Source organism: Nocardiopsis algeriensis (genome assembly GCF_014203695.1).
GTDB lineage: Bacteria > Actinomycetota > Actinomycetes > Streptosporangiales > Streptosporangiaceae > Nocardiopsis > Nocardiopsis algeriensis.
This window is the reverse complement of the sequence record NZ_JACHJO010000008.1, coordinates 1-25,975: the sequence shown is the minus strand read 5'-3', so window position 1 is coordinate 25,975 and position 25,975 is coordinate 1. Positions and strand designations below refer to the sequence as shown.

General features: G+C 71.1%; 24 protein-coding genes and 1 tRNA gene. 6 read left to right on the top strand and 19 right to left on the bottom strand.

The genetic code is table 11. From position 1 onward, the window contains the following. Positions 1-76: 76 nt before the first annotated feature. Positions 77-805, bottom strand: coding sequence for a TetR/AcrR family transcriptional regulator (locus FHS13_RS13645; protein ID WP_184292203.1), 729 nt, complete (start codon positions 803-805; stop codon positions 77-79). Between the two features lie 148 nt (positions 806-953). Here FHS13_RS13645 and FHS13_RS13640 point away from each other — a divergent pair, with 148 nt between their 5' ends. Further along, positions 954-2,111, top strand: coding sequence for an acyl-CoA dehydrogenase family protein (locus FHS13_RS13640; protein ID WP_184292201.1), 1,158 nt, complete (start codon positions 954-956; stop codon positions 2,109-2,111). 56 nt (positions 2,112-2,167) lie between these two features. On the opposite strand, the gene FHS13_RS13635 is transcribed toward FHS13_RS13640, so the two are convergent. Continuing rightward, positions 2,168-2,980: an NAD-dependent epimerase/dehydratase family protein gene (locus tag FHS13_RS13635; protein WP_184292199.1), complete on the bottom strand. Its 813-nt coding sequence runs from the start codon at positions 2,978-2,980 to the stop codon at positions 2,168-2,170. A gap of 40 nt (positions 2,981-3,020) precedes the next feature. Here FHS13_RS13635 and FHS13_RS13630 point away from each other — a divergent pair, with 40 nt between their 5' ends. From FHS13_RS13630 to FHS13_RS13620, 3 genes are all read left to right on the top strand, one after another. Further along, complete coding sequence (locus FHS13_RS13630) at positions 3,021-4,190, top strand: sensor histidine kinase (RefSeq protein ID WP_420222209.1); 1,170 nt, start codon at positions 3,021-3,023, stop codon at positions 4,188-4,190. Beyond that, positions 4,169-4,876 (top strand): response regulator, encoded by a 708-nt coding sequence (locus FHS13_RS13625; protein ID WP_184292198.1) that lies wholly within the window; start codon positions 4,169-4,171, stop codon positions 4,874-4,876. The genes FHS13_RS13630 and FHS13_RS13625 overlap by 22 nt, the downstream gene beginning before the upstream one ends. A 94-nt stretch (positions 4,877-4,970) precedes the next feature. Then, positions 4,971-5,891 (top strand): glutaminase, encoded by a 921-nt coding sequence (locus FHS13_RS13620; RefSeq protein WP_343065025.1) that lies wholly within the window; start codon positions 4,971-4,973, stop codon positions 5,889-5,891. A gap of 30 nt (positions 5,892-5,921) precedes the next feature. On the opposite strand, the gene FHS13_RS13615 is transcribed toward FHS13_RS13620, so the two are convergent. From FHS13_RS13615 to FHS13_RS13560, 12 genes are all read right to left on the bottom strand, one after another. Continuing rightward, positions 5,922-7,586 (bottom strand): serine/threonine-protein kinase, encoded by a 1,665-nt coding sequence (locus tag FHS13_RS13615; RefSeq protein ID WP_184292196.1) that lies wholly within the window; start codon positions 7,584-7,586, stop codon positions 5,922-5,924. Between the two features lie 176 nt (positions 7,587-7,762). Beyond that, positions 7,763-9,070, bottom strand: coding sequence for a cytochrome P450 (locus tag FHS13_RS13610; protein ID WP_184292194.1), 1,308 nt, complete (start codon positions 9,068-9,070; stop codon positions 7,763-7,765). A 171-nt stretch (positions 9,071-9,241) separates the two neighbouring features. Next, positions 9,242-11,452, bottom strand: a complete 2,211-nt coding sequence (locus tag FHS13_RS13605; RefSeq protein ID WP_246405291.1) for a heavy metal translocating P-type ATPase — start codon at positions 11,450-11,452, stop codon at positions 9,242-9,244. Then, on the bottom strand, positions 11,449-11,625 hold the full coding sequence (locus tag FHS13_RS13600) for a hypothetical protein (RefSeq protein WP_184292192.1): 177 nt from the start codon (positions 11,623-11,625) through the stop codon (positions 11,449-11,451). The genes FHS13_RS13605 and FHS13_RS13600 overlap by 4 nt, the downstream gene beginning before the upstream one ends. Before the next feature lies 1 nt (position 11,626). Next, entirely contained in the window at positions 11,627-11,842 is a 216-nt protein-coding gene (locus FHS13_RS13595; protein ID WP_184292190.1) for a heavy-metal-associated domain-containing protein, read from the bottom strand. Positions 11,843-12,031: 189 nt separating this feature from the next. Beyond that, complete coding sequence (locus FHS13_RS13590; RefSeq protein WP_184292188.1) at positions 12,032-12,631, bottom strand: GNAT family N-acetyltransferase; 600 nt, start codon at positions 12,629-12,631, stop codon at positions 12,032-12,034. A gap of 109 nt (positions 12,632-12,740) precedes the next feature. Then, on the bottom strand, positions 12,741-14,231 hold the full coding sequence (locus FHS13_RS13585; protein ID WP_184292186.1) for an amino acid carrier protein: 1,491 nt from the start codon (positions 14,229-14,231) through the stop codon (positions 12,741-12,743). A gap of 157 nt (positions 14,232-14,388) precedes the next feature. Beyond that, positions 14,389-14,670 carry a GNAT family N-acetyltransferase gene (locus FHS13_RS13580; protein ID WP_184292184.1) on the bottom strand — a complete coding sequence of 94 codons (282 nt, stop codon included), beginning with the start codon at positions 14,668-14,670 and terminating at the stop codon, positions 14,389-14,391. 135 nt (positions 14,671-14,805) lie between these two features. Beyond that, positions 14,806-15,534, bottom strand: coding sequence for a respiratory nitrate reductase subunit gamma (narI, locus tag FHS13_RS13575; protein ID WP_221442951.1), 729 nt, complete (start codon positions 15,532-15,534; stop codon positions 14,806-14,808). Between the two features lie 20 nt (positions 15,535-15,554). Continuing rightward, on the bottom strand, positions 15,555-16,307 hold the full coding sequence (gene narJ, locus FHS13_RS13570; RefSeq protein ID WP_184292180.1) for a nitrate reductase molybdenum cofactor assembly chaperone: 753 nt from the start codon (positions 16,305-16,307) through the stop codon (positions 15,555-15,557). Between the two features lie 11 nt (positions 16,308-16,318). Continuing rightward, positions 16,319-18,088, bottom strand: coding sequence for a nitrate reductase subunit beta (narH, locus tag FHS13_RS13565; protein ID WP_246405290.1), 1,770 nt, complete (start codon positions 18,086-18,088; stop codon positions 16,319-16,321). Then, positions 18,088-21,756 carry a nitrate reductase subunit alpha gene (locus FHS13_RS13560; RefSeq protein ID WP_184292179.1) on the bottom strand — a complete coding sequence of 1,223 codons (3,669 nt, stop codon included), beginning with the start codon at positions 21,754-21,756 and terminating at the stop codon, positions 18,088-18,090. Before FHS13_RS13560 ends, narH begins: the two co-directional genes overlap by 1 nt. A gap of 138 nt (positions 21,757-21,894) precedes the next feature. Between FHS13_RS13560 and FHS13_RS13555 the strand changes: the two genes are divergently transcribed. Then, a complete protein-coding gene (locus FHS13_RS13555; protein ID WP_184292177.1) occupies positions 21,895-23,088 on the top strand; it encodes an MFS transporter in 1,194 nt (397 codons plus the stop codon). On the opposite strand, the gene FHS13_RS13550 is transcribed toward FHS13_RS13555, so the two are convergent. Both FHS13_RS13550 and FHS13_RS13545 read right to left on the bottom strand, forming a co-directional pair. After that, entirely contained in the window at positions 23,089-23,802 is a 714-nt protein-coding gene (locus FHS13_RS13550) for an rRNA methyltransferase (protein ID WP_184292175.1), read from the bottom strand. A 62-nt stretch (positions 23,803-23,864) separates the two neighbouring features. Then, positions 23,865-23,939: transfer RNA gene (locus FHS13_RS13545), tRNA-Asp, on the bottom strand. A gap of 96 nt (positions 23,940-24,035) precedes the next feature. Between FHS13_RS13545 and FHS13_RS13540 the strand changes: the two genes are divergently transcribed. Then, the gene (locus FHS13_RS13540) at positions 24,036-24,431 is read left to right on the top strand and encodes a S4 domain-containing protein (protein ID WP_184292173.1); all 396 of its coding nucleotides are present in this window, start codon (positions 24,036-24,038) and stop codon (positions 24,429-24,431) included. A 68-nt stretch (positions 24,432-24,499) separates the two neighbouring features. On the opposite strand, the gene FHS13_RS13535 is transcribed toward FHS13_RS13540, so the two are convergent. From FHS13_RS13535 to FHS13_RS21170, 3 genes are all read right to left on the bottom strand, one after another. Further along, complete coding sequence (locus FHS13_RS13535) at positions 24,500-25,285, bottom strand: alpha/beta fold hydrolase (RefSeq protein ID WP_343065024.1); 786 nt, start codon at positions 25,283-25,285, stop codon at positions 24,500-24,502. A gap of 29 nt (positions 25,286-25,314) precedes the next feature. Further along, positions 25,315-25,755 carry an NUDIX hydrolase gene (locus tag FHS13_RS13530; protein ID WP_184292169.1) on the bottom strand — a complete coding sequence of 147 codons (441 nt, stop codon included), beginning with the start codon at positions 25,753-25,755 and terminating at the stop codon, positions 25,315-25,317. After that, positions 25,752-25,975, bottom strand: a 224-nt coding sequence (locus FHS13_RS21170; protein WP_221442933.1) for a hypothetical protein, incomplete at its 5' end; no start/stop codon positions are given. The genes FHS13_RS21170 and FHS13_RS13530, both read right to left, overlap by 4 nt.

Below are 25,975 nucleotides of genomic sequence, written 5' to 3'. Positions count from 1 at the left end.
GCCCGTCCGTCGGCCCGTCCCGGGGCCCTGTCCAGCGTACGCGCGCGGCGGGCCGCCCGTGACCGGCGGGGAGAGATCAGTCCGCGTTCTCGGCCCGGTCGACGGCGGAGGCGATCCTGCGCACGAGCTCGTCGCGGCCCAGACCGCCGGGGTAGACGGCCACCACGACCTTGGAGGAGCCGGCGGCCTCCCGCGCGGGAGCCCCGCCGAGCATGGGACCGGCGCTGCGCCGGACGAGGTCCATCGCGTCGTCGTAGCCCGCCAGCACCTGGCGGGCCTCCTGCTCGGGCCGTCGCAGCCAGGAGCGCAGCACGTGGTTGTGGGCGGCGATGAGCGAGGCCGCGGCGACCTGTGCGGCCAGGGACCGGTTCCCGTCGCCCTCCTCCCCGCCCGCGGCGAGGTAGCGGCTGAACGCGGACTGGTAGCGGGCCGTCATCGCCACCTCGCGGTCGCGCAGCCGCGGGTGCGCCCGCACGAGCCGGTAGCGGGGCACGGTGACCTCGGGGTCGCGCAGGTGCTCCTGCAGGACCAGGCGGGCGGCGGCGCACACGGTGTCCAGGGGTTCGTCGGCCGACTCCTCCAGGTAGCGGACCACCGAGGCGAACAGCTCGTCGTGCTCGGCGAAGAGGATGTCCTCCTTCGAGCCGAACCGCCGGAACAGGCTGCGCCGGCTCACCCCGGAGGCAGCGGCGATCCCGTCCATCGTCGTGGCCTCGAAGCCGTCCTCGGTGAACAGCCGGACGGCCGCCAGGACCACCTCCCTGGTCGACACCCGGGCCTGTCCGCCCCGCACAGCCTCCGTCATGGGCTCCCCTCCCCCGATGTTCCCGCAAGGTACCCGAGCCGCACTGTGTACTCCGCACCCCCCACCCCCTATTCTGGCACTGGATGCCAACCCAAGGCACGCAGTGCCAAGCGCTGCGGAGCAGCCGATCCCGGGAGGGAAGAAGCAGATGAGCGACTTCGACCTGTTCAAGACCACCGACGAGCACGAGGAGCTGCGCGCGGCCGTGCGCTCCGTCGCCGAGGACAAGATCGCTCCGAACGCCGCGGAGGTCGACGAGACCGGTTCCTTCCCCCAGGCCGCCCACGACGCCCTGGTCGCGACCGACTTCCACGCCCCGCACATCGCGGAGCAGTACGACGGCGTGGGCGCCGACGCCCTGGCGACCTGCATCGTCATCGAGGAGGTCGCCCGTGCCTGCGCCTCCTCCTCCCTCATCCCCGCCGTCAACAAGCTCGGCACCATGCCGCTGATCCTCGGTGCCTCCGAGGAGGTCAAGCAGCGCTACCTGCCCGAGGTCGCCCGGGGCGAGGCCATGTTCTCCTACGGCCTCTCCGAGCGCGAGGCCGGCTCGGACACGGCCGGCATGCGCACCCAGGCCGTCCGGGACGGCGACGACTGGGTCCTCAACGGCCAGAAGTCGTGGATCACCAACGCCGGGGTCAGCAAGTACTACACCGTCATGGCGGTGACCGACCCCGAGGGCCCGCGCGGCCGCAACATCACCGCGTTCGTCGTGCACGCCGACGACGAGGGCTTCACCCTGGGCGAGCCCGAGCGCAAGCTGGGCATCAAGGGCTCCCCGACCCGCGAGCTGTTCTTCGACAACGTGCGCATCCCCGGCGACCGCGTCGCCAGCGGCATCGGCGAGGGCCTCAAGGTCGCGCTGCGCACCCTCGACCACACCCGCGTCACCATCGGCGCGCAGGCCGTCGGCATCGCCCAGGGCGCTCTGGACCATGCCACCGCCTACGTCAAGGAGCGCAAGCAGTTCGGCAAGGCCATCGCCGACTTCCAGGGCATCCAGTTCATGCTCGCCGACATGGCCATGAAGCTGGAGACCGCCCGCCAGATGGTCTACGTGGCCGCCGCCAAGTCCGAGCGGGGCGACGCCGACCTCCCCTTCTTCGGTGCCGCGGCCAAGTGCTACGCCTCCGACGCGGCCATGGAGATCACCACCGACGCCGTGCAGCTGCTCGGCGGCGCCGGCTACGTGAAGGACTTCCCGCTGGAGCGCATGATGCGCGACGCCAAGATCACGCAGATCTACGAGGGCACGAACCAGATCCAGCGCCTGGTCATGGCCCGCCAGCTCCTCAAGAAGTAGCCGCAGGCCCCGGGACCGGTCGGCGCACAGGGCCGCGGGCCGGTCCCCGGCCGGTCTCAGAGGGTGGACTCGCGGATGAAGCGGGCCAACGGGATGGGTTCGCGGCCCAGGGCGGCGCGGACGTCGTCGGTGGTCTCGGCGGCCCGCCCCGCGACCGCCGCGGCGAAGCGCTCGTTGAGGGTGTCGATGTAGCGGTCGCCCCACCCCCGGTCGGCGGCCCGGTAGTAGAAGGTCGCCTCGTCCACGGGCTTGAAGCGCCAGACCGGGCTGTCGGTGCCCTTGGTCTGCCTGACCACCTCGCGGAAGGTCAGTGCCTCGGGGCCGGTGAGCGTGTACTCCTTGCCGCCGTGGTCGTCCACGAGGGCGGCGACGGCCGCGGCGGCGACGTCGCGCGCGTCCACGAAGCTGACCGGGGTGCGGCGCTTGACCGGGAGCTGGAGGCGGCCGTTCCTCGACCGCGCCAGCGCGGCGAAGACCCCCTCGGTGAAGTCCTGGAACAGCCAGTTGGGCCGCAGGACCGTCACCCGGTCGAACAACTCCTTGGCCTTGAACTCCGCGGCCCGCTGGTCGGAGTCGGAGGGCGCGTGCTCGGTGCCCATCGCCGACATGACCACCGCCTTGCCGACGCCCGCCTCCGCGGCCCTCTCCAGGAACGCCGCCACCCGGTGCCCGAGGGCACTGCCCACCGGGGTGACCACGAAGATCCGGGAGACGTCCGCGACGGCCTCGCCCCAGTTGGAGGTGTCGGTCCAGTCCAGACGCTGCTCCGAGCCGCGCGAGGCGCCCCTGACAGGCAGGCCGCGTCGCCTCAGCTCGGTCAGGACGCGTCGGCCCACCATCCCGGTGGCTCCGGTCACAAGTGTGCTCATCGAGTCAACCGTACCCCGTCGAGGCGCACGTAGACTCCTTCTGGTGAGCACCGCGACCCCTCCTTTCCGGCGCAGCGTGCGTGACTGGATCGTGGACCTGTCCATGTTCCTCCTGGCCCTCGCCTACGCGGTGCTGGCCGACGTCGACGTCCCCGGCTACCCCGCCTCCGCGGGGTTCCCCGGCTGGTGGGAGGCGACCGAACGGCTGCTGGTCTTCGCGGCCTGCGCCTCCCTGTGGTGGCGCCGCCGCCGGCCGGTCCAGCTCGCCGCGGCCCTGGTCCTGCTCTCGGCCGTGTCCGAGCTCGCCGCCGGGGCGATGCTCATCTCCCTCTTCTCCCTCGCGCTGCACCGGTCGCCGCGCGTCAGCCTCTCCGTGTTCGGGCTCAGCATCGCCGCCGCGGGCGTCAGGTCCCTGCTCGCACCCGACGTCCCGCACGCCCCCGCGCTGGTGGCCTTCCTCCTCAGCGTGGCCCTCCAGGGTGCGGTCATCGGCTGGGGCCTGACCGTCCACCACCGGCGCGAGTTGTTCGAGTCCCTGCGCGACCGGGCCCTGCACGCGGAGACGGAGGCCCAGCTGCGCGCCGAGCACGCCCAGCACCAGGTGCGCGAGGCGATGGCACGGGAGATCCACGACGTGCTCGGCCACCGCCTGTCGCTGCTCAGCGTCCACGCGGGGGCGCTGGAGTACCGCCCCGACGCCTCGCCCGAGGAGGTGGCCCGGTCCGCGAAGGTGATCCGCGAGAGCGCCCACCAGGCCCTGCAGGACCTGCGCGAGGTCATCGGGGTCCTGCGCGCGCCCGTGGGCGAGCTGCCCCAGCCCACGATGGCCGACCTCCAGCAGCTGGTGGAGGAGGCCGACGAGGTGGGCGCACGGGTGGAGTTCGCCTCCGACCACCCCGGGCAGGTCCCCGAGCGGGCGGCGCGCACGGCCTACCGGATCGTCCAGGAGGGGCTGACGAACGTGCGCAAGCACGCCCCGGGCGCGGACACGCGGGTCCTGGTGCGGGGAGCCCCCGGTGAGGGGCTGACCGTGGAGGTGCGCAACGGTCCGCCTCCCGTGCCCCCGCGGCCCCCGGCGAACGGGATCGGTGCCGGGCAGGGCCTGGTCGGCCTGAGCGAACGGGTCTCCCTCCTGTCGGGGCGTCTGGAGCACGGACCGGCGGCCGGCGGTGGCTGGTGCCTGTCGGCATGGCTACCGTGGCCGTCATGAGCGAAGCGGAACGCGGCCCCGGGGAGATCGGCGTCGTCCTCGTCGACGACGACGCACTGGTACGGGTCGGCCTGGTCATGATGATGGGCGGCGCCCCCGACATCCGGGTCCTGGCGGAGGCCGGAGACGGCGGAGCCGTCCTGGAGCTGGTGGAGCGCCACTCCCCCGACGTGGTGCTGATGGACATCCGCATGCCCACCGTGGACGGCCTGACCGCCACCGAGCGGCTGCGCGCCCTGCCGGATCCGCCGGAGGTGCTGGTGCTCACGACCTTCGACGCCGACGAGCACGTGCTGCGCGCGCTGCGGGCGGGGGCCTCCGGCTTCCTGCTCAAGGACACGCCTCCGGCGGAGATCGTGGAATCGGTCCGCCAGGTGGCGCGGGGCATGTCGGTGCTGTCCCCCGCGGTGACGCGCCGCCTGGTCGCACGCGCGGGCGCGGCCGATCGCGGGGAGCGGGCGGAGCAGGCGCGACAGCTCCTGGCCGCGCTCAACAGCCGGGAGCTGGAGGTGGCGGTGGCGGTCGGCGAGGGCCGCTCCAACGCCGACATCGCCGCCGCGCTGTTCCTGAGCGTGCCCACGGTGAAGACGCACATGTCGAGCATCCTCACCAAGCTGGGCCTCAACAACCGCGTGCAGGTGGCACTGCTCGTCCACGACGCCCATCTCCTGGACGGCAGCCTCTGAAACGTGGGACACGCCGCACGCGCGGCTCGCGGTATCCGGTCCGCCGCTCCCTACAGTGGGCACCGGGCTACTTCCCACGGAACGAGGGGGGCGTGTGAGTCAGGAGGAGTACCACGAGAACATCCTGGACGCCGTCATGGAGCGGGTCCGCCCGCACATCGGCAAGGGGCACGTCGCCGACTACATCCCCGAGCTGGGCAAGGTGGACCCGCACCGGTTCGGCTTCGCCCTGGCCACAGTCGACGGCGACATCCACTCCGCCGGCGACGTCGACATCCCCTTCTCCCTGCAGAGCATCACCAAGCTGTTCACGCTGGCCCTGGTGGTGAGCGGGAGCGACGACATCTGGCAGCGGGTGCACCGGGAACCCTCCGGGAGTCCGTTCAACTCGCTCTACCAGCTGGAGTTCGAGCGGGGCATCCCGCGCAACCCGCTGATCAACCCGGGTGCGCTCGTGGTCACCGACCAGCTGCTCAGCGACACCGGGGACGCGGTGGGAACGCTGTGCGACCTGCTGAGCCGGGAGAGCGGGAACCCGCACCTGCAGGTGGACGAGGTGACCGCGCACTCCGAGTACCTGACGGGCGACCGCAACCGCTCCCTGGCCTATCTGATGTCCGACTTCGGAAACATACGCAACCCCGTGTCCGAGGTTCTGGACCACTACTTCCGGCAGTGCGCGATCACCGTCACCACCGTGGAGCTGGCGCGGATCGGGCTGCTGCTGGCCCGGCACGGGGTGCGCGCGGACGGCAGCAGGATGTTCAGCAGGGAGGCGGCCCGGCGCATCATGGCGGTCATGCTCACCTGCGGCACCTACGACGCCGCGGGCGAGTTCGCCTTCCGGATCGGCCTGCCCTGCAAGAGCGGGGTGGGCGGCGGAATCCTGGCCGTGGTCCCGGCCCGCTACTCGCTGGCCGTGTGGGGCCCCGGCCTGGACCCCCGGGGCAACTCGGTGGCGGGGGCGCTGGCCCTGGAGGCCTTCACCGACATCACGCACCTCTCGGTGTTCTGAGCGGGTCCGGCGCTCCGGGCGGGCCTGGTCTCACGCTGCGGGGACGAAGGTCTCCGAGAGGCGATCGAGCAGCTCCAGATTGGCCGCGGTGTCGTCGGCAGAGGCCACGAGGAACAGCGCGTACCCCTTCTGCTCGGTGTGGAAGCCCCGGTTGACGGCGTGCATCCGCCCGCCTCGGCCGTCGTAGGTGAACTCCCAGTCGGCGGCGGTGAGGTAGGCGTCGGCCCAGCCCCCTTCGATCTCCCGGATCTCCGTCAGGGTGTAGCCGGGGAAGTTCTCCGAGGCGGCAGGGGCGAGATTGCGCCAGTCCTGCGCCGCGTCCGGTCCGGGGGTGTCGGTCTGGTCCACCAGCAGGTAGCCGCCGTCGGGGTTGCGGAAGTAAACCATGTGGCCGTCACGCTCGTAGGTCCAGTCCTCGGGGTGCTCCACGGTGAAGCCGGAGGAGTCCGTGTGGACGGTCAGGAAGTCCCAGCGGTCGTCCTCCTCGCTCTCCTGCTCCTCGGACGCCTCTTCCCGGGCATCCTCCGGGGAGGCCCCGCCGGGGGAGGCGTCCTCCTCGGGAGAAGCGGCCCCTTCCTCGGAGGAGGCGCCCGCCTGCTGTTCGGCGACCAGGCCGGTGTCGGGTTCGCCGCCGCGGTTCATGGCCGTCAGGGCGCTCGTGATCCCCGCCGCCGCGAGGACGACGAGGCCGACCGCGACCACGAGGACGGTGCGGAGCCTGCCTCCGGTCCTCTCCCTGCCGGCGGCGGGAGCGGGCGCCGCGGCCGGCTCGGCGGGCGCGGCGGGCTCGACGGGCGCGGCAGGCTCGGCGGGCACCACCGCGGTCTTCTTCCCCGCGGCGGTGGCGGTCGGCACGGCGGCGGACGCGGCCTCGCGGATCTCCCGGAGCCTGGCGCGCACCTCGACGATGCCGGGCCGATCCTCGGGCTCCTTGCGGCACAGGTCCCGCAGCAGCGGGGCGAGCGGGCCCGCATTGACCGGGGCGGGCAGATCCTGGGTGACGATCGCGGTGAGCGTGGCCACGGGGGTGGGCCGGTCGAACGGGAGCGTGCCCTCCAGCGCCTGGTAGAGGGTGATGCCGAGCGACCACACGTCCGAGGCGGGGGTCGCCGAGTGCCCGTGTGCGATCTCCGGTGCCAGGTAGCTGGGCGAGCCGATGAGCAGCCCGGTGCTGGTCAGGTGGGTGGCGCCGTCCAGGAGGGCGATACCGAAATCGGTGAGGACCGCGCGGTCGTTGCCCGCGATCAGCACGTTGCCGGGCTTGACGTCGCGGTGCACGATCCCGTTCCCGTGCGCCTCGGCCAGACCGGCGGCCATCTGCTCCCCGATGTCGGCGACCCGGTCCACGGGGAGGACGCCCTCGTCGCGGATGATGTCGCCGAGGGACCGCCCCCGCACGAGCTCCATGACGATCCAGGGAAGGCCGTCCTCCTCCGCGACGTCGAACACGGTGATGATGGAGGGGTGGCTGAGCTGCGCCGCGCTGCGCGCCTCACGGAGCATGCGGGTGCGCAGGACCTCGACCTCGTGCGCGGGAAGGTTCGGCGGGGTGGTCAGCTCCTTGACCGCCACCTGCCGGTCCAGGAGGGTGTCGACGCCCTTCCAGACGCGCCCCATACCGCCCGCTCCGATGACCTCGTCCAGGCGGTACCGATGGGCCAGGACACGACCGGAGTCGGCTTCCGAACTGTTCATGTGCGCGCGGTCCTCTACGGGGAAGGGCATGGGAGGCGGAGGGGATCGGAGAGCAGTCTAGGAGTCCGGGACACTCCATGCCCTCTTCCGCAGGGTGCGACACGTGTCTCCTCAAGGTGACACACCCCCGCAAACCATCTTGGCATGTGCCGATTCCCCCGAAAGGCCGTCCGGTCCTACCTCCTCCAGAAGCGCAGGAACGAGAACAGCGGGGCCGGTCTCTTCCCTGCCGCCACTTCCTCCTCCACGGCCTCCCAGCCCTCCACCGGAGTGTTCACCGGCTTCTGGGACGGAAAGGCGGCGGGCAGCCGGATCGGGGACCAGAAGTGGACCGCCAGCCGCCAGCGCAGCTCCTCCTGGGGCACGGCCGTGCGCAGGCCGGGCAGGCGCCCCAGGAGGACGCGCAGGGCCTCGGTCCCCATGGCGACGGCCTCGCGCTGGGCGGGGCAGCGGTGCGGGCCGATGCCCCACGCCATGTGGGCGCGGTTGGCCGTCTCGGCCATCTCCCGGGCGTTCTCGCGCGCGTAGAAGTGGTTGGCCGCGGCCGCGGCGACCAGGACCGGTTCCCCCGCCCTGATCACGCGGCCGCCTCCGACGGGGACGTCCGCGCGGGGGTAGAGCACGGGGAAGTGGGAGATCGGCGGGTCCTTCCAGAGCACCTGGTCGACCACGTCCTCCAGGGTGCTGAGGGAGTCGCGCACCCTCGCGGCCAGGTGCGGGTTGCCGAGGATCATCCGCAGCGCCCCGTCGACGAGGGCCGCCACCGGTTCGTTGGCGGCTCCCATGACGCGGCGGAGCTGGTGGAACGCCTCCTCCTCGGTGAGCCCGGCCGGGTGGTGGACCAGGCGGCTGACGAGGTCGTCGCCGGGGTTCTCCCTCCTGTCGCGGAGGATCTCGGAGAGGATGCGCCGGATCGTCTCCACGGACTCCGCGGGCTCGATCCCGAGCATCGCGGAGCGGGAGGCGACGGCGTATCCGGTGGCCTGCTCCTCGGAGAAACCGCACAGGTCGGCCATGACGAACAGGGGGAGGACGCGGCCGTAGTCGTTGAGGAGGTCGGCCTCCCCGCTCTCGCAGAAGGAGTCGACGAGCCGGTCGGCGACGTCCCGGGTGCTCTGGACGATGCGGGGCTCGGAGAGGGTCCTCAGGGAGTCGACGACAGCGCCCCGGAGGCGCTGGTGCTCGCTCCCGTCGGTGGTTCCGATGCTCCGGCCCGGGGCCATCATGGCCATGAGGGGGGAGGCGGCGGGGATGCGGCCCTCTCTCAGGTCCTTCCACATACGGGAGTCGCGTGTGAAGAGGGTGGTGTCGCGCGACCACGAGACGATCGTCTCGTAGTCGGTGACCAGCCAGCCGTACACTCCCTCCCCCAGTTCGACGGGGATGATCGGGCCGTGCTCCGCACGCATCTGCTCGTACACGGAGTAGGGGGCGGGGTGGGGCTCGGCGTGCTGCAGCGCCGCGTGGGGGCATCGGGGAGACACAGGCGACCTCGGTAGTGCGGGGGAGACACGGAAGGCACCGTCGCAGAGCGGGGATACGGTCGGCACACACGCCTCAGGGGTATGAGACGCCTCACAAGGATAGCGCTCCGCACATCTCGGACACAGGTGCCCGAAACGCGCGGAGCGCTACTCTTCCGGCGCGACCGGGCATCATCTGCCGAAGGTGCGCAGCCGCTGGCTGTTGGTCACCACGAACACGCTCGACACCGCCATCGCGGCCCCGGCGAGCATCGGGTTGAGCAGCCCCGCCGCGGCCAGCGGGATGGCCGCCGTGTTGTAGGCGAAGGCCCAGAAGAGGTTTCCCTTGATCGTGGCCAGGGTGCGCCGTGACAGCCGGACCGCGTCGGCGGCCGCACGCAGGTCCCCGCGGACCAGGGTGAGGTCACCGGCCTCGATCGCCGCGTCGGTACCGGTGCCCATGGACAGGCCCAGGTCGGCCTGGGCCAGGGCTGCGGCGTCGTTGACCCCGTCCCCGACCATCGCCACGGTGCGGCCCTCGGCCTGGAGGCGCCTGACCTCGTCGACCTTGTCCCGGGGCAGCACCTCGGCCACCACCCGCTCGATCCCCACCTCGTCGGCGACGGCGCGGGCGGCGCTCTCGTTGTCACCGGTCAGCAGGACGGGTGTGAGACCCAGGTCGCGGAAGGCCCGGACCGCCTCGGCACTGGTGGGCTTGACGGTGTCGGAGACGACCAGCACACCGCGGGCCCGGCCGTCCCAACCGACGGCCACGGCGGTGCGGCCCTCGCCGTGGGCCTCCTTCATCGCGGTGGAGAGCTCCTCGGGGAGGTGCTGCCCCGCTTCCTCCAGGAGCGCGGGACGCCCGACGAGGACGGTACGGCCCGCCACGGTGCCCCGGACGCCGAGGCCCGCCGTGTTGGCGAAGTCCTCGGGCTCGGGCAGGGCGCCCTGCTCGCGGGCCCCGGCCGCGATCGCGCGGGCGACGGGGTGCTCGGAGGAGGACTCCAGGGCCCCGGCCAGCCGCAGGACCTCGGTCTCGTCCTCCCCGTCGGCGGCGACGGTCCGCACCAGCGCCATCCGGCCCGTGGTGACGGTCCCGGTCTTGTCGAGCACCACGGTGTCGACGCGCCGGGTGTTCTCCAGGACCTCCGGGCCCTTGATGAGGATGCCGAGCTGGGCGCCCCGGCCGGTGCCCACCATGAGGGCCATCGGCGTGGCCAGGCCCAGGGCGCAGGGGCAGGCGATGATGAGGACGGCGACAGCGGCGCTGAAGGCGGCCGAGGTGGGGCCTCCGGTGCCCAGCCAGAAGCCGAGCGTGCCCGCGGCGACCAGGATGGCGGCGGGGACGAAGACGCCCGACACGCGGTCGGCCAGGCGCTGGACCTCGGCCTTGCCGTTCTGGGCCTCCTCGACCAGGCGTGCCATCTGGGCGAGCTGGGTGTCGGAGCCGACCCGGGTGGCCCGCACGACGAGCCGGCCGCCCGCGTTGACGGTGGCGCCCACCACGGCGTCACCGGGGCCGACCTCTGCCGGGACCGACTCACCGGTCAGCATGCTCATGTCGACGGCGGAGGTGCCGCTCTCGACCTCGCCGTCGGTGGCGACCTTCTCCCCCGGCCGCACCACGAACCGGTCCCCGACGACCAGCTGCTCGACGGGGACCATGGTCTCGCGCCCGCCCCGCAGGACCGCGACCTCCTTGGCGCCCAGTTCCATGAGGGCGCGCAGGGCCGTACCGGCCCTCCTCTTGGCGCGGGCCTCGAAGTACTTGCCGAGGAGGATGAAGGAGGTGACGCCCGCCGCGGTCTCCAGGTAGATGTCGGCGGATCCGTCGGTGCGGGCGACGGTGAACTCGAAGGCGTGGGTCATCCCGGGTTCGCCGGCGGTGCCGAGGAAGAGGGCGTAGAGGGACCACAGGAAGGCGGCGCCCACGCCGAGGGAGACCAGCGTGTCCATGGTGGCGGTACCCAGGCGCAGGTTCTTCCAGGCGGCGACGTGGAAGGGCAGGGCGCCCCAGACCACGACCGGCGCGGCCAGCGTCAGCGAGGCCCACTGCCAGTGGGTGAACTGGAGCGCGGGAACCATCGCCATGGCGATGACGGGCACGGACAGGAGCAGGGAGACGACGGCGCGGTCGCGCAGGGGGCGCGAGGGGTCGTCGGGCTCCGCGGCGGGCTCGCGTTCGGTCCGGGGGACGGCGGCGGTGTACCCGGCCTTCTCGACCTGGGCGACGAGGTCCTCCACCGGCACAGGAGGGCCGTCGAAGGAGACGCGGGCCTTCTCGGTCGCGAAGTTGACGGTGGCGGTGACGCCGTCCATCTTGTTGAGGCGCTTCTCCACCCTGTTCGCGCAGGCGGCACAGGTCATGCCGCCGATGGCGAGTTCCACCGAACTGCTCATGGTGCTCCGTGCCCTTCACCCCGGTGCTGCTCTTCGCCCGTGGTCTCCTCGACGCGGTCGGGGGCGCCCTCCTCCGGGAGGACGGGGCCGACCACCGAGCCGACCCCGAACATCGCGACGAAGACGACCACGAGCCCGAGGGCGTACAGCCCCAGCTTCGCGGTCACTCCCATGTCAGCCGCGCACCTCGTACCCGGCCTCGTCGATGGCGGCGCGCACCGCGGCGTCGTCGACCGGACCCTCGGCGGTGACGGTCACCTTCTTGCCCTCGAGGTCCACCTCGACACCGGTGACGCCGGCGACACCGGTGACCTCCTCGGTGACGGAGTTGACGCAGTGGCCGCAGCTCATGCCCTCGACGGTGTAGACAGCAGTGCTTGTGGCGCTCATGTGGCCTCCTGTGCCGTGATGTGCAGCTGTTGGACAACAACAACCATACCCCCCTGGGGTATTCCATCACCAGAGTATCCCCGCGGAGGCAACGTGTCGCCCGCCACACACGACCGCGGCCCCGGGGCTCTGGGAGCACCCGGGGCCGCGGGAACGGCATGCGCCCGGCGGGGATGCCGGGGCGGCGGATCAGTCCGTCTTCAGCTCCAGCCGGGCCACCAGCCGCTCACTCGTGTGGTGGCCCGCCAGCGTGAAACCCGCCCTCCGGAACATCTCCACGGTGCCGGGATAGACCTCGGAGCTCGGCGCCCGTCCGCCCATCGTGTCCACCGGGTAGGCCTCCAGCACGCGCGCACCCTGCGAGCGCGCGTAGTCGATCGCGCCGTCCAGCAGGCGGCTGCCCAGGCCCCGGCGGCGCCGGCGCGGCGGAAGCCAGAAGCACACCAGGGCCCACACCCCCGGCTCCCTCGGGTCGGCGGGACGCAGGGTCCGGGAGCGGGCGAGGCGGACGAAGTCCTCGCGCGGCGCGACCGACACCCATCCGCAGGGCCCGTTCTCGTCGTAGGCGAGCAGGCCCGGCACCTTCCCGTCGTGGGTGAGGCGCCGCAGCTCCTCCTTGTTGTCCAGGCCTCGCCGAGAGCGGTCGCAGGTGGTGCTCTCGGTGTGGTCCTTGGCCCGCCGGCGGAAGAACGTGCACCAGCAGTGGCCGTAGGCTCCGGTCGGACCGAACAGGTTCTCCAGGTCGTCCCACCGGTCGGGGGTCGCGGGTTCGATGGACACGATGGACATGGGGCTCCCTCGCGAGGCGCACACTGGCCGCACAACTGTGATCCAGCACACTAGCGATTATTCGCCGTGACCGAAAGAACACAGATGCACAGAAGTGACTTGTTCGCGCCTAGTGCACGGTCTTCTCCTGTTCGGCCTTGTTGTCCGGCTCCCAGCACTCGACTCCGGTCAGTTCGGGCATCCGGTCCCGGGTGAACACGGGCTCCAGCCCTTGGCTGCGCTGCTCGTTGTAGTCCTTGAGCAGGCGGAAGGCCACTCCGGCCAGCGGCGTGATCGCCAGCAGGTTGACCAGGGCCATCAGGCCCATCGTCGTGTCCGCCAGGGTCCAGACCAGGTCGATGGAGCCCAGCGCGCCGAGGAAGGTCGCCACCAGGAACACGGTCTTGTAGCCGAGAAGCACGTTCTTGCGCGAGGACAGGTACTGGATGTTCGCCTCGCCGTAGTAGTAGTTGCCCAGCACCGAGGTGAACGCGACGAGCAGGATGATGAGCGTCATCAGGTGCAGCGACCACGGACCGAGCGACTCCATCACGGCATGCTGGGCCAGGTCGCCCTGGAGCTCTCCGCCCACGGGTTCCGTCGTGCCGAGGAGAACGATGAACGCCGTCACCGAGCACACGACGAAGGTGTCGAAGAAGACGCCCATGGTCTGCACGAGCCCCTGCTTGACCGGGTGGGAGACCGAGGCGGTGGCGGCCGCGTTCGGGGCCGAGCCGAGTCCGGCCTCGTTGGAGAACATGCCCCGGCGCACGCCCTGGACGATGACGGTGCCCAGACCGGCCGCGGCGAACTCCCGGATCCCGAAGGCGTGCCCGAGGATCAGGGCGAACACCTCGGGGATCCGCTCGAAGTTCATCACCGCGATCGCCAGGCCCATGAGGATGTACAGCGCGGCGAAGAAGGGGATGAGCGCCTGGGCGGTCTGCGCGATGCGGCGGACACCGCCGAAGATCACCAGTGCCGTGGCCACGACCACCGCGGCGCCGACGAGGAGGGACAGCCACAGGCCCGAACCGAGCCCGGCGGTCTCGGCCGAGTTGGCCACGGCCCCGGAGATGGTGTTGCTCTGCACGGCGTTGAACACCATGGGGAAGGTGAGGATGAGGACGACCGCGAAGAGCACGCCGACCCAGCGCTTCCCGAGTCCGCGCTCCATGTAGTAGGCGGGCCCGCCGCGGTAGCCGGAGCTGGCGCGCACCTTGTACAGCTGCGCGAGCGTGGACTCGACGAAGCTGGCGGAGCCGACGAGCAGCGCCATCGCCCACATCCAGAAGACGGCGCCGGGTCCGCCCAGGGCGATGGCGATGGACACGCCGATGATGTTGCCGGTACCGATCCGGGCCGCGGCCGAGATCATGAACGCCTGGAGGGAGGAGACGGCCTTCTTTCCGTCGGGCGCCGTCTCCGCCTTGTCGGTGATCACCCCGAACATCGCCGGGATCATCCTGAACTGCACGAAGCCCGAGGCGATGGTGAAGTAGAGGCTGACCGCGATCAGCAGGGGGATGAGGACCCAGGCCCACAGGTAGTCGTTGTTGAACGTGCCGATGGCCTCGGTGACACCCGCGTGGTACGCCGGTGCCGTGTCTGGAGACAACACGGGAGGGGTCTCTCCTTACGTGTGGGGAATGACCGGCCCCTCATACCCGCTGATCCCGGGCCCTCACCACAGGCGGTACATCTTCCGCATAACGTGACAAAAACTCTGTTTGCCCGTTTCCTGCCCGGCGCGAGGTCTCACCGAGACCCGGCCCCCGCTACTGCACCAGGTCGGCGTACTCGGGGTTGCGCTTGACGAACTCCTTGGCGAAGGGGCAGATGGGCACCACCTTCAGACCCCGGCGGCGGATGTCGTCGAGCGATTCCCGCATGAGCGTGCTGGCCACACCCCGGCCCTCGACGGCGCGGTCCACCTCGACGTGCGGCAGTGCGAGCACGCCGTCCTCGATCTGGTGGTAGGCGGAGAACCCGACCACCTCCCCGCCGGCGCTCACCTCGTACCTCGAACGGTCCGGCACGTCGACGACTGACAGCTCCATGGCACTCCCTCGCTCTCACGCGCACATCGCACGCTCCTCCCAGAATGCCACCCTCCCCCCGCAGCCCCTGCCCACACCTGCCCACACCTGCCGCCCCGGTCCTGTGCGGAGCCGGGGCGGCGGAGGAGCGGTGGGTCACCAGCCGCGGCGTGCGGCCCGCTCGGCCTGACCCGCACCCGGCGAGTACCTGTCCCGGTCCCGGTAGACGACGTAGGGACGGAACAGGTACCCGACCGGCGCGGTGAACGCGTGGATCAGGCGGGTGAACGGGAACAGCGCGAAGAGCGCCATGCCCACCAGGGCATGCAGCTGGTAGGCGGCGTGGGCCTGCGACATCGCCGCGATGTCCGGTTGCAGGATCCAGATCGACCGGAACCACGGGGACACGGTGAACCGGTAGTCCTGGGTGTGCCCGCCGGTGACCTCGACCCCCGCGAAGTAGGCGGTCATGCCCAGGCCCGTGACGATGGCGCCCACCAGCACCACGTACATGAGCTTGTCGTTGCGCGTGGTGGCGCTGAACACCGGTCCGGTCGTGCGCCGGCGCCAGATCAGCAGGGCGATGCCGCCCAGCGTGCAGACCCCCGCCACCAGGCCGAGGGACAGTGCGGTGATGTGGTAGGCGGTGTCGGGGATCCCGATCCCGGTTGTCCACGACTCGGGGATGACCAGGCCGATGAAGTGCCCCACGATGACCACCAGCAGGCCGAAGTGGAACAGCGGGCTGCCGATCCGCAGCAGCCGGGACTCGTACAGCTCGGAGGAGCGGGTGGTCCAGCCGAACCGGTCGTAGCGCCAGCGCCAGATCAGACCGCTGATCAGGATGGCGAGCACGACGTAGGGCACCACACCCCACAGAAGCATGTCGATGGTGGAGTAGTCGCTCACTGACCGCCTCCAGGCGTCGGGTCGGGCTCGGCGCCGGCCGGCGGCACCTTCAGGCTGTACGGTTCCAGGCCCACGTCCTCCGCGGGCGGTCCCTGCCGGGCCAGCAGGTGCACCTTCTCGACGTCGGTGCGCTGCGGCGGCGGCAGGGTCTGGCGGACCGAACCCACGACCAGGGCGTAGGGCGTCCCGTACTTGGTCAGCGCCTCGCCCAGCAGGTCGAGGCCCGCCCGGAACCGCAGCAGGAGCTCCTCGCCGAGGCGCGCGTCGCCCCGGGCGGAGAACTCGAGGACGACCGCGAGGTGGTCGGGCAGCTCGTTGGCGGACACCGACCACCCGGCGTCGCGGTAGATGCCCTTGATCTCGGACAGGGCGTGGCCGCGGCGCCGGGTGTCGCCGTCGGTGTAGTAGGTCATGTACAGCGACCTGCGCCGACGCAGGTCGAACACGTCCACGTAGTGCTCGCACAGCTCCATCTCGGGAGTGCTGGAGGCGTGCTCGCAGAACTCCAGGAGAGCCGAGCGCACCTCGCCGCGGGGCAGCTCGGCGACTGCGCGCGCGACCAGTGGCAGCCGCTCGAAGAAGGCCGCGTCGGGATAGGTGAGCAGGACGGAGGCCGCCTGGTGGATCACCGCCGTGCGGTGCGCCCGCCGGGCCGCACGGCCCGCGCCGAGCCAGCCGCGGATCCCCTCCGCGGGGCCTGCGGCCCCGCGCTCCTCTCCCTCTCCGTGTGCCTCGGTGGTGGTGCTCATGTCTCGACCTCTCACGCGGGCCGGCCTCCGCCGTCCCCGCCGTTGTCGGTGTCACGGTCCCTCCGCCGGGGAGGGAAGAGCCCGCTGGGGCGGCCGTTGCCGTCCCAGTTGAGGAGGTTGATCCGTCCGCGCTTGTCCGTGTGGCTGTCGCTGGTCTGCCTGTCGCGCAGTGTGTGGAAGTCCTCCACGGTGGCCCGCACCGGCTGCCCGGACGCCTCGCCGAAGGGCGCACCGCCCCCCGGGGTCCCCATGCCGCCCATGCCGGGGCCGCCCTCGAAATCGAGGCTGCACCCGATCTCCTCGATGACGCCCTTGTCGGCCTCGTCGACCCCGTAGGCGGTGGGGATGACATAGCGCTCGTCGTACTTGGCCAGGGCCAGGAGGCGGTACATGTCGTAGACGTCCTCGCCCGACATGCCGACCGCCTCGGCGATCGACGCGTCCTCCTCCTGCCCCAGGTTGATCCGGCGCATGTAGGAGCGCATGGCGGCCAGGCGCCGCAGCACCAGCCGTACGGGCTCGGGGTCCCCGGCGGTGAACAGCTCGGCCAGGTACTCCACGGGGATGCGCAGGGTGTCGATGGCCCCGAACAGGTTGTCGGCGTCCTCGCCGTCGTGCCCGGTCGTGGTGAGGGTGTCCACCACCGGCGACAGCGGCGGCACGTACCAGACCATCGGCATGGTGCGGTACTCGGGATGCAGGGGCAGGGCGACCCGGAACTTCTTGGCCAGCGCGTAGACGGGCGAGCGCTCGGCCGACTCGACCCACCTGTCGGGGATCCCGTCGCGGCGGGCGGCGGCTTGCACGTCGGGGTCGCTCGGATCGAGGAACACGTCCAGCTGGGCCTCGTAGAGGTCCTTCTCGTCCTCCACGGCCGCGGCCTCGCCGACCCGGTCGGCGTCGTAGAGGATGACGCCCAGGTAGCGCAGCCGCCCCACACACGTCTCCGAGCAGACCGTCGGCAGGCCCACCTCGACACGCGGATAGCAGAAGGTGCACTTCTCGGCCTTGCCGGTCTTGTGGTTGAAGTACATCTTCTTGTACGGGCAGCCGGTGACGCACATGCGCCAGCCCCGGCAGCGGTCCTGGTCGACCAGGACGATGCCGTCCTCACTGCGCTTGTACAGGGCCCCGCTCGGGCAGGAGGCCACGCAGGACGGGTTGATGCAGTGCTCGCAGATGCGCGGCAGGTAGAACATGAAGGTCTCCTCGAAGGAGAACTTCACCTTGTCCTCGAGCTTGCGCACGACCGGGTCCTGCTGCGCCAGCTCGGGGCCGCCGCCGAGATTGTCGTCCCAGTTGGCGCTCCAGGAGATGTCCATCGGCTTGCCGGTGAGCGCCGAGCGGGGTGAGGAGACCGGGAAGTCGTCACCCAGCGGCGCGTTGGTCAGCGTCTCGTAGTCGTAGGTCCAGGGCTCGTAGTAGTCGTAGATGGAGGGCATGACCGGGTTGGCGAAGATGGTCGCCAGCTTCTTGAGCCGCCCGCCGGCGCGGGGCACGAGCTTGCCCCTGGAGGTGCGGACCCAGCCGCCCTTCCACTTCTCCTGGTCCTCGTAGGTGCGGGGATAGCCCTGGCCGGGCCGGGTCTCGACGTTGTTGAACCACACGTACTCGACGCCGGTGCGGTTGGTCCAGGTCTGCTTGCAGGTGACGGAGCAGGTGTGGCACCCGATGCACTTGTCGAGGTTCATCACCATGGCGACCTGTGCCATGACCCGGCCGATCGGCCGCTTGCCCCCGGAGCTTCCGCGCCCGGCGCCGGGGCGTGTGCTCGTGGCCATCAGTAACGCACCTCCGTCGTCCTCTTGCGTACCACCGTGATCTCGTCGCGCTGGTTCCCGGTCGGTCCGATGTAGTTGAAGGTGTAGCTGAGCTGCGCGTACCCGCCGATGAGGTGGGTGGGTTTGACCAGCAGCCGGGTGAGCGAGTTGTGGATACCGCCCCTCTTCCCCGTCGTCTCGGTCTTCGGCACGTTGATGGTGCGCTCCTGCACGTGGTACATGAACACGGTCCCCGGCGGCATCCGGTGGGACACGATGAGCCGGGCCGCGACCACACCGTTGCGGTTGACCGCCTCCACCCAGTCGTTGTCGGAGGCCTCGATCGCCTTCGCGTCCTCGACGCTCATCCAGATGGTGGGGCCGCCCCGGGACAAGGTCTGCATGAGCAGGTTGTCCTGGTACTCGGAGTGGATGGACCACTTGGAGTGCGGCGTCAGGTAGCGCACGACCACCTCGCGCTGACCGTTGGAGCCGAGGCGCGGTTCGCCGAACAGGGCGTTCATGTCCAGCGGGGGCCGGTACACCGGCAGGGCCTCGCCGAACTCGTGCATCCAGTCGTGGTCGAGGTAGAAGTGCTGGCGCCCGGTGAGGGTGTGCCAGGGCTTGGCGTGCTCGGTGTTGATGGTGAACGGCGAGTAGCGGCGTTCGGTCTCCTCCTTGCCCGACCACTCGGGGCTGGTGGCCACGGGCGTGGGACCCCGCTGGGCGTCGGTGAAGACCACCCGGTGCGCGGCGGAGTGCGCCGCCAGCTCCCGGATGTCGGTGCCGGTGCGATCGGCCAGGCGGTGGAAGCCCTGTGCGGCCAGGCGCCCGTTGGTGGTCCCCGACAGGGCCAGGATCATCTCGCACGCCTTGACGTCGGTGTCCAGGGACGGGCGGCCGTCGGCGACGCCTCCGCGCACCGCGCCGTTGCGCCTGCGCAGCCACTCCACCTCCTCGTCGGGGGTGAAGGACACGCCCTTGACCGGCAGCCCCTTGGTCTCGACGAGCGGTCCGAGCGCGGCCATCTTCTGGGCGACGGCCGAGTAGTTGCGGCGCACGGTGGTGATCTGGGGCATGTTGCGGCCCGGGACGGGGCGCTCGCCCTCGGCCTTCCAGTCCCGGGCGATGCCGCGCGGCTGCGCGATCTCCCCCGGGGTGTCGTGCAGATGGGGCGTGGCGACCAGGTCGGTGACCTCGCCGAGGTGGTCGGCGGCCAGGGCGCTGAAGACCTTGGCCAGGTCGTGGAAGGTCTTGAAGTCGGTGCGGGCCTCCCACGGCGGGTCGATGGCCGGGTTGAACGAGTGCACGAAGGGGTGCATGTCCGTGGTGTTGAGGTCGTACTTCTCGTACCAGGTGGCGGCGGGGAGCACGATGTCGGAGACCAGCGTGGAGCTGGTCATCCGGAAGTCCATCGTCACCAGCAGGTCGAGCTTGCCCTCGGGGATGTCCTCCCGCCATTCGACCTCCTCGGGCCTGTCCTGCGGCCCGGCGGGCTCCGCCCGGAGGTTGGAGGAGGTGCCGAGCAGGTGCCGCAGGAAGTACTCGTTTCCCTTGGCCGAGGAACCGAACAGGTTGGAGCGCCACAGCATGAGGGTCCGCGGCCAGTTCGCCGGGTCGTCGGGGTCCTCCGCGGCGAAGCGCAGGGACCCCTCGGCCAGCCGGTCGGCGATGTACTCGTTCGGGTCCTGCCCCTGCTCGTCCGCCTCCCGGCCCAGGTCGATCGGGTTGCGGTCGAAGGTCGGGTAGGAGGGCGTCCACCCCATCCGCGAGGCGGAGGCGATCAGGTCGGCGGTGTGCTTGCCGCTCACCTTGCCCGGCCCCAGCGGGGAGGTCAGGGCGTCGGCCCGGTAGGTGTCGTAGCGCCACTGGTCGGTGTGGGTGTACCAGTAGGAGGTGCCCGCCATGAAGCGCGGCGGCCGGTTCCAGTCCGTGGCCGCCGCGTAGGTCGCCCAGCCGGTGACGGGGCGGCACTTCTCCTGCCCGACGTAATGGGCCCAGCCGCCGCCGTTGACACCCTGGCAGCCGGTGAGCAGCAGCAGGGACAGGAAGGCGCGGTAGGAGTTCTCGCCGTGGAACCACTGGTTGGTGCCGGCGCCGAGGATGATCATCGCCCGGCCGCCGCTGACGTCGGCGGTCTCGGCGAACTCGCGGGCGATCCGGATCGCCTTCTCCGCCGGAACGCCGGTCATCTCGGCCTGCCAGGCCGGGGTGCAGGGTTCGGGGTCCTCGTAGCCGGCGGGCCAGGCGCCCGGCAGTCCGGGGCGGGAGACGCCGTACTGGGCCAGGAGCAGGTCGAAGACGGTGGTGACCAGGCGATCTCCCACCCGCCGGACAGGGACGCCCCGGGTGAGGATCCCGCCTCTGCCGGTGGGGGTGTCGAAGCGGGACAGGGCCACCTCGACGGCCTCGCCGCCCTCCTCGTAGAAGGTGAGCTCGGGCGTGCGCCCGTCGAGCTCGAGGTTCCAGCGGCCCTCGTCCTGCTCGTTCCAGCGGTGGCCCACGGTCCCGTTGGGGACGGCGGGGGCGCTCTCCCCCTCGGGCCAGAAGAGGGGCTTCCACTCGGGGTCGGCCTCGCCCGTCTCGCCCGTGTCGGCGGCGGTGAGGAACTTGCCCGGCACCATGCGGCCGTCCCGCTCGTCGATCTGCACCAGGAAGGGGAGGTCGGTGTAGGTGCGGACGTAGCGGTCGAAGTTCTCGGTCCTCTTCTCGACGAAGTGCTCGCGCAGGATCACGTGGCCCATGGCCATGGCCAGGGCGCCGTCCGTCCCGGGATGGGGGGCCATCCACTCGTCGGCGAACTTGGTGGCGTCGCTGTAGTCGGGCGAGACCACGACGACCTTCTGGCCCCGGTAGCGGGCCTCGGTCATCCAGTGGGCGTCCGGGGTGCGCGTGACGGGGACGTTGGAGCCCCACAGGACCAGGTAGGCGGCGTCCCACCAGTCACCGGACTCGGGGACGTCGGTCTGGTCGCCGAAGACCTGGGGTGAGGCGACGGGGAGATCGGCGTACCAGTCGTAGAACGACAGCATGGAGCCGCCGAGGAGGTTGATGAACCGGGCGCCGGCGCCGTGGGAGACCATCGACATGGCGGGGATCGGGGAGAAGCCGGCGATCCGGTCGGGACCGTACCTCTTGATGGTGAGGACGTGGGCGGCCGCCGCGATCTCCAGGGCCTCCTCCCACGTGGTGCGCACCAGACCGCCCTTGCCGCGCGCCCGGTGGTAGCGGCGGCGCTTGTCCGGGTCGGTGGTGATCTCCTCCCAGGCGGCCACCGGATCGCCCAGGCGGGATTTCACCTCGCGATACATCTCCGCCAATACAGCGCGAATGTACGGATAGCGAACACGCGTCGGTGAATAGGTATACCAGGAGAAAGCCGCGCCTCTGGGACATCCGCGCGGCTCGTACTCGGGGCGGTCGGGGCCCACCGACGGATAATCGGTGGCCTGCGCCTCCCAGGTGATGATCCCGTCCTTGACGAAGACGTTCCACGAACAGGAGCCGGTGCAGTTGACGCCGTGGGTGGAGCGCACGATCTTGTCGTGGCTCCAGCGGTCCCGGTAGAACACATCCCCCTGCCTGCCGCCCTTGCGGACCTGGGCCCTGCTCCCGTCCACGGGTTCGGAGCGGGTCAGATAATTTCCTATCCGCAAAAGGGCGTCGCTTGCTCCGCCTTTTTTCGCCATACGGAAACACTCCGTCTCATTGGCTGAACACGCCATCCGGCACAATCCATCATTACGATGCCTTCTCGGGGCGTGATGTCACACACCACACGCCGCCCCTGTCGATATTTGCGCCAGATTTTCCCGAGAGGAGCCGATATGCAATCGGAGACCGGGGAGCGGGGCGCCCGTTCCGGTACACCGGGCAGAAACCTCGCCCTGGCCACAGCGGCGTTCACCCTGACGTTCTGGGCGTGGAACATGATCGCGCCCCTGTCGAGGACCTATTCGGAGGGCCTGGACCTCTCCCCCACCCAGACCTCGATCCTGGTGGCCTTCCCCGTCCTCGTGGGGTCGCTGGGGAGGATCCCGGTGGGCATGCTGACCGACCGCTACGGCGGCCGGACCATGTTCACGGCCCTCTGCCTCATCAGCATCGTCCCGGTCTTCCTCGTGGGGATCTCCGGCCAGTCCTACACGATGCTGCTGGTGTGGGGGTTCTTCCTCGGGATCGCGGGCACGACCTTCGCCATCGGCATCCCCTTCGTGAACGCCTGGCACGAGCCGAACCGGCGGGGGTTCGCCACGGGCGTGTTCGGCGCGGGCATGGGCGGCACCGCGCTGTCGGCCTTCCTCACCCCGGCCCTGGTCGGCTCGCTCGGGCTCCTCACGACGCACCTGCTGATGTGCGCCGCACTGGCCGCGATGGGGGCCGTCATGTGGCTGTTCAGCCGCGACGCGCCCGGCTGGCGGCCGCGCACCGAACCGGTGCTGCCGCGCATGCGCGAGGCCCTCAAGATGAAGGCGACCTGGCAGGCGTCGCTGCTGTACGCACTGGCCTTCGGCGGATTCGTGGCCTTCTCCACCTACATGCCGACCCTGCTCGCCCAGGACTACGGCTTCGAGCAGGCGGAGGCCGGCCTGCGCACCGCCGGGTTCGCCCTCGCCGCGGTCGCCGCCCGTCCGCTCGGCGGTGTCCTCTCCGACCGGATCGGGCCGGTGAGGGTGTGCCTGATCTCGTTCTTCGCCACCTGCCTGTGCGCGATCGCGCTGACCGCGCGCCTGCCCACGGAGTTCCCGGCCGGCACGGTCTTCGTCCTGACCGCGATCGCCCTCGGCCTGGGCACCGGCGGCGTGTTCGCACTGGTCGCCAAGCTCGTCGAACCCTCCCGGGTGGGCACCGTCACGGGTCTGGTCGGCGCGGCCGGCGGCCTGGGCGGCTACTTCCCGCCGCTGCTCATGGGCATGATCTACCAGGCCACGGGGCAGTACACACTGAACTTCGCGATGCTGGCCCTGGCCGCCCTCGTCGCGGGTGTGTACACCTTCTGGGCCTTCCGGAACACGGACTGACTACAGGTCGCGGGCCCGCACCAGGGCCGCCGCGCGGTTGCCGACCCTCACCCGCTCCAGGGCGAGCACCCCCTCGGGCAGGGCGATCCTGCGCGTGCGCGCCGTCACCACCACCACGGCGTGCGCGGGGAGCACGCGACCCAGGGAGGCGAACAGCGCGGCGAGAGGGTTCTCGGGAACGTCGCCCAGCCAGTGCGTCATCTCGCCGTAGGGGACGTCCGTCACCACCAGGTCGGCGCCGACCTCCTCCGAGGAGAAGACGTCGGCCACCGCGGCCTCGTGCGGCAGGTCTCCCCCGGCCGCGGCGAGCCGCTCCGCCAGGGCGCGCGCGTCCTCGGCGCGCTCCACGAACGAGGGGCGCCCGAAGTCCCGCGCCGAGCGGCGCAGCTCCTCCTCGCGCTCGGCCAGGCCCTCCGCCGTCAGCAGCCGGAGGTTGCGCGCCGCCAGCTGGACGGCGTCGGGGTCCGCGTCGCTCGCACGGACGGAGGAGATCCGGTCCCGGTGCAGCAGCCCCAGGACGGTGGCGAGATAGCCGCTTCCGCAGCACGGGTCCCAGAGGCGGACGCTCCCGTCCCCGGTGTGGACCATCGCCCGCCGGAAGAGCTCGTCGGCCAGCCGCACGGGAAACCCCGGGAACCCCGGGGCCGACCTCAGTACGTGCCCGCTCGCCAGCACCGAGTTGTCCTGCCGTTCGAGGGCGTACCGGTAGCCCAACGTTCCCTCCGTATTCGGCAACGACGGAGGCCCGGTGTCCATCGACACCGGGCCTCTTGTTGCGGTCCTGACGGGATTTGAACCCGCGGCCTCCACCTTGACAGGGTGGCGAGCACTCCTAACTGCTCCACAGGACCTCGCTGCAGGAACAACTCTAGCGCGACTTCGAAGTGCTTCGTACCGCGCTCGGCCTAGAGTGGCTTCCGAAACCGATTCCGGAAGGAAGCAGCCGCGTGAGCGATTCCCTGCCCTCTGGCCCCGACAGCACCCGGGTCGACCGCTGGCTGTGGGCGGTCCGACTCACCAAGACCCGGGCCGACGCCGCCCAGGCCTGCCGCGGCGGGCACGTGCGCGTCAACGACCGCCCCGCCAAGCCCGCCTCCACCGTCAAGGTCGGCGACGAGGTCCGCGTCCGCCTGCACGGCACCACGCGGATCGTGGAAGTGGGGCACGTCATAGAGAAGCGCGTGGGCGCCCCGATCGCGGCGCGCTGCTACACGGACAACACCCCCGAGCAGCCGCCCCAGGCGACCGTCCCGGTCCTGCGCCGCGACCGCGGCACCGGCCGCCCCACCAAGCGCGACCGCCGTCAGCTGGACCGCCTGCGCACGGAGTTCCCGCAGCTCTGACCGTGATCGTGTACCTGCGGCCCAGGTGGGACGCCGAACCGTGCCGCGAGCAGGAGACCGCTCACCGCTCAGAGGGGGTGGGCGGCCAGGAAGTCGAGCACCTCGCCCGTCGCCTCGGCCCCGCCCTCGTGCAGGTAGCCGTGGCGCAGGCCGGGCAGCACCAGCAACTTCGCACCGGGGATCCGGGCGGCCAGCAGCTCCGCGTTGCCCGCGGGGGTGAGTTCGTCGTCCTCCCCGTGCACCACCAGCGCGGGCGCCCCGATCGACGGCAGGAGGTCCCAGCCGTCGTGCCCAAGGCTCGCGTCGTAGTGGAGCCGCTGCGCCCGCAGCGGTCCGCGCGGCAGGATGCGTGTGACGGTGTCGGGATGGGCCGCCGCCCAGTCGGGCGAGTAGAAGAGCTCGGCGATCTTGTCCCGGCCGGCGGGCGTCGACGCCTGCCGCAGCGCCAGCGTGGCCTCCCGGGAGCGTTCCACCTCGTGCCCGCCGCCCGGAGCGGTCGCGCCGAGCACCAGCGCACCGAGCCGTTCGGGCGCCCGTTCGGCAAACCGCTGGGCGACCTTGCCGCCCATGGAGAACCCGTAGACGTGCGCGCGCCCGATCCCCGCCCCGTCCAGGACGGACAGGGCGTCGTCGACGAAGAGCTCCAGGCTGTAGGGCTTCCCGAGCGGGGCGTCGCTGCCGCCGGTGCCGCGGAAGTCCATCCGCACCACGCGGTGCTCCTCCGCGAGCGCCTCCCGCACCCCGTCCCACATCTCGTGGTCGAGGGACTGGCCGTTGAACAGCAGCAGGGGGTCGCCCTCCCCGAGGACGTCGTACCAGATCCGGGTTCCGTCAGCAGCGGTCACATGGCTCACGGACCCGGACACTACCTGACAAATCTCTGCTACCCCGGAAGCAGCCTGCCCAGAAGTGCCCCCTGGCCCGCCTGGAGCACGTGCCCCGCCGCCAACGGGATCCAGAAGCACTCCAGCAGTGTCGGCTCCCCCTGACCGTCGTGCTCCTCGGCACTGCGCCACCGCTCGGGGACCGGTCCCTCCACCTCCAGGTGGAAAAAGTGCCGCCGCTGCACCTCGGGCCTGTGGGGCGCGAGGTCGTACTCGGCCGTCCCGAGCCCGCGCACCATCCGGAACCCCGAGAGTCCGGTCTCCTCGGCAGCCTCCCGCAGCGCGGCCGCCGCGGGCTCCTCTCCGGGCCGCACCGTCCCGGCCGGCACCTGGATCCCCACTTCCTCCCAGGAGAACCCGACATGCCGGAACACCAGCAGCCGCCCGTCCCGCACGACGTAGCAGACCGCCTTGTCCCGCACCACGCGTTCAGCGGTCATCCCGGCACCTTCCGGCCCAGGGCCGATGCGGAAAGGCCGGCGCGAGGTGCCCGGTCAAAGGCGAGAACCGTGCCGGGCACGGGCCCCAGAAGGTTCTGGGCCGCCCCCTGAATCACCGCTGTCAGCACTGAGGTGATCTCAGCAATCGGGAAGCAGTAGAAAACCGGCAATAAAGACGAGAAGTGCATCCATGGGTGAATTTCCGTTCCCCTGACACAGA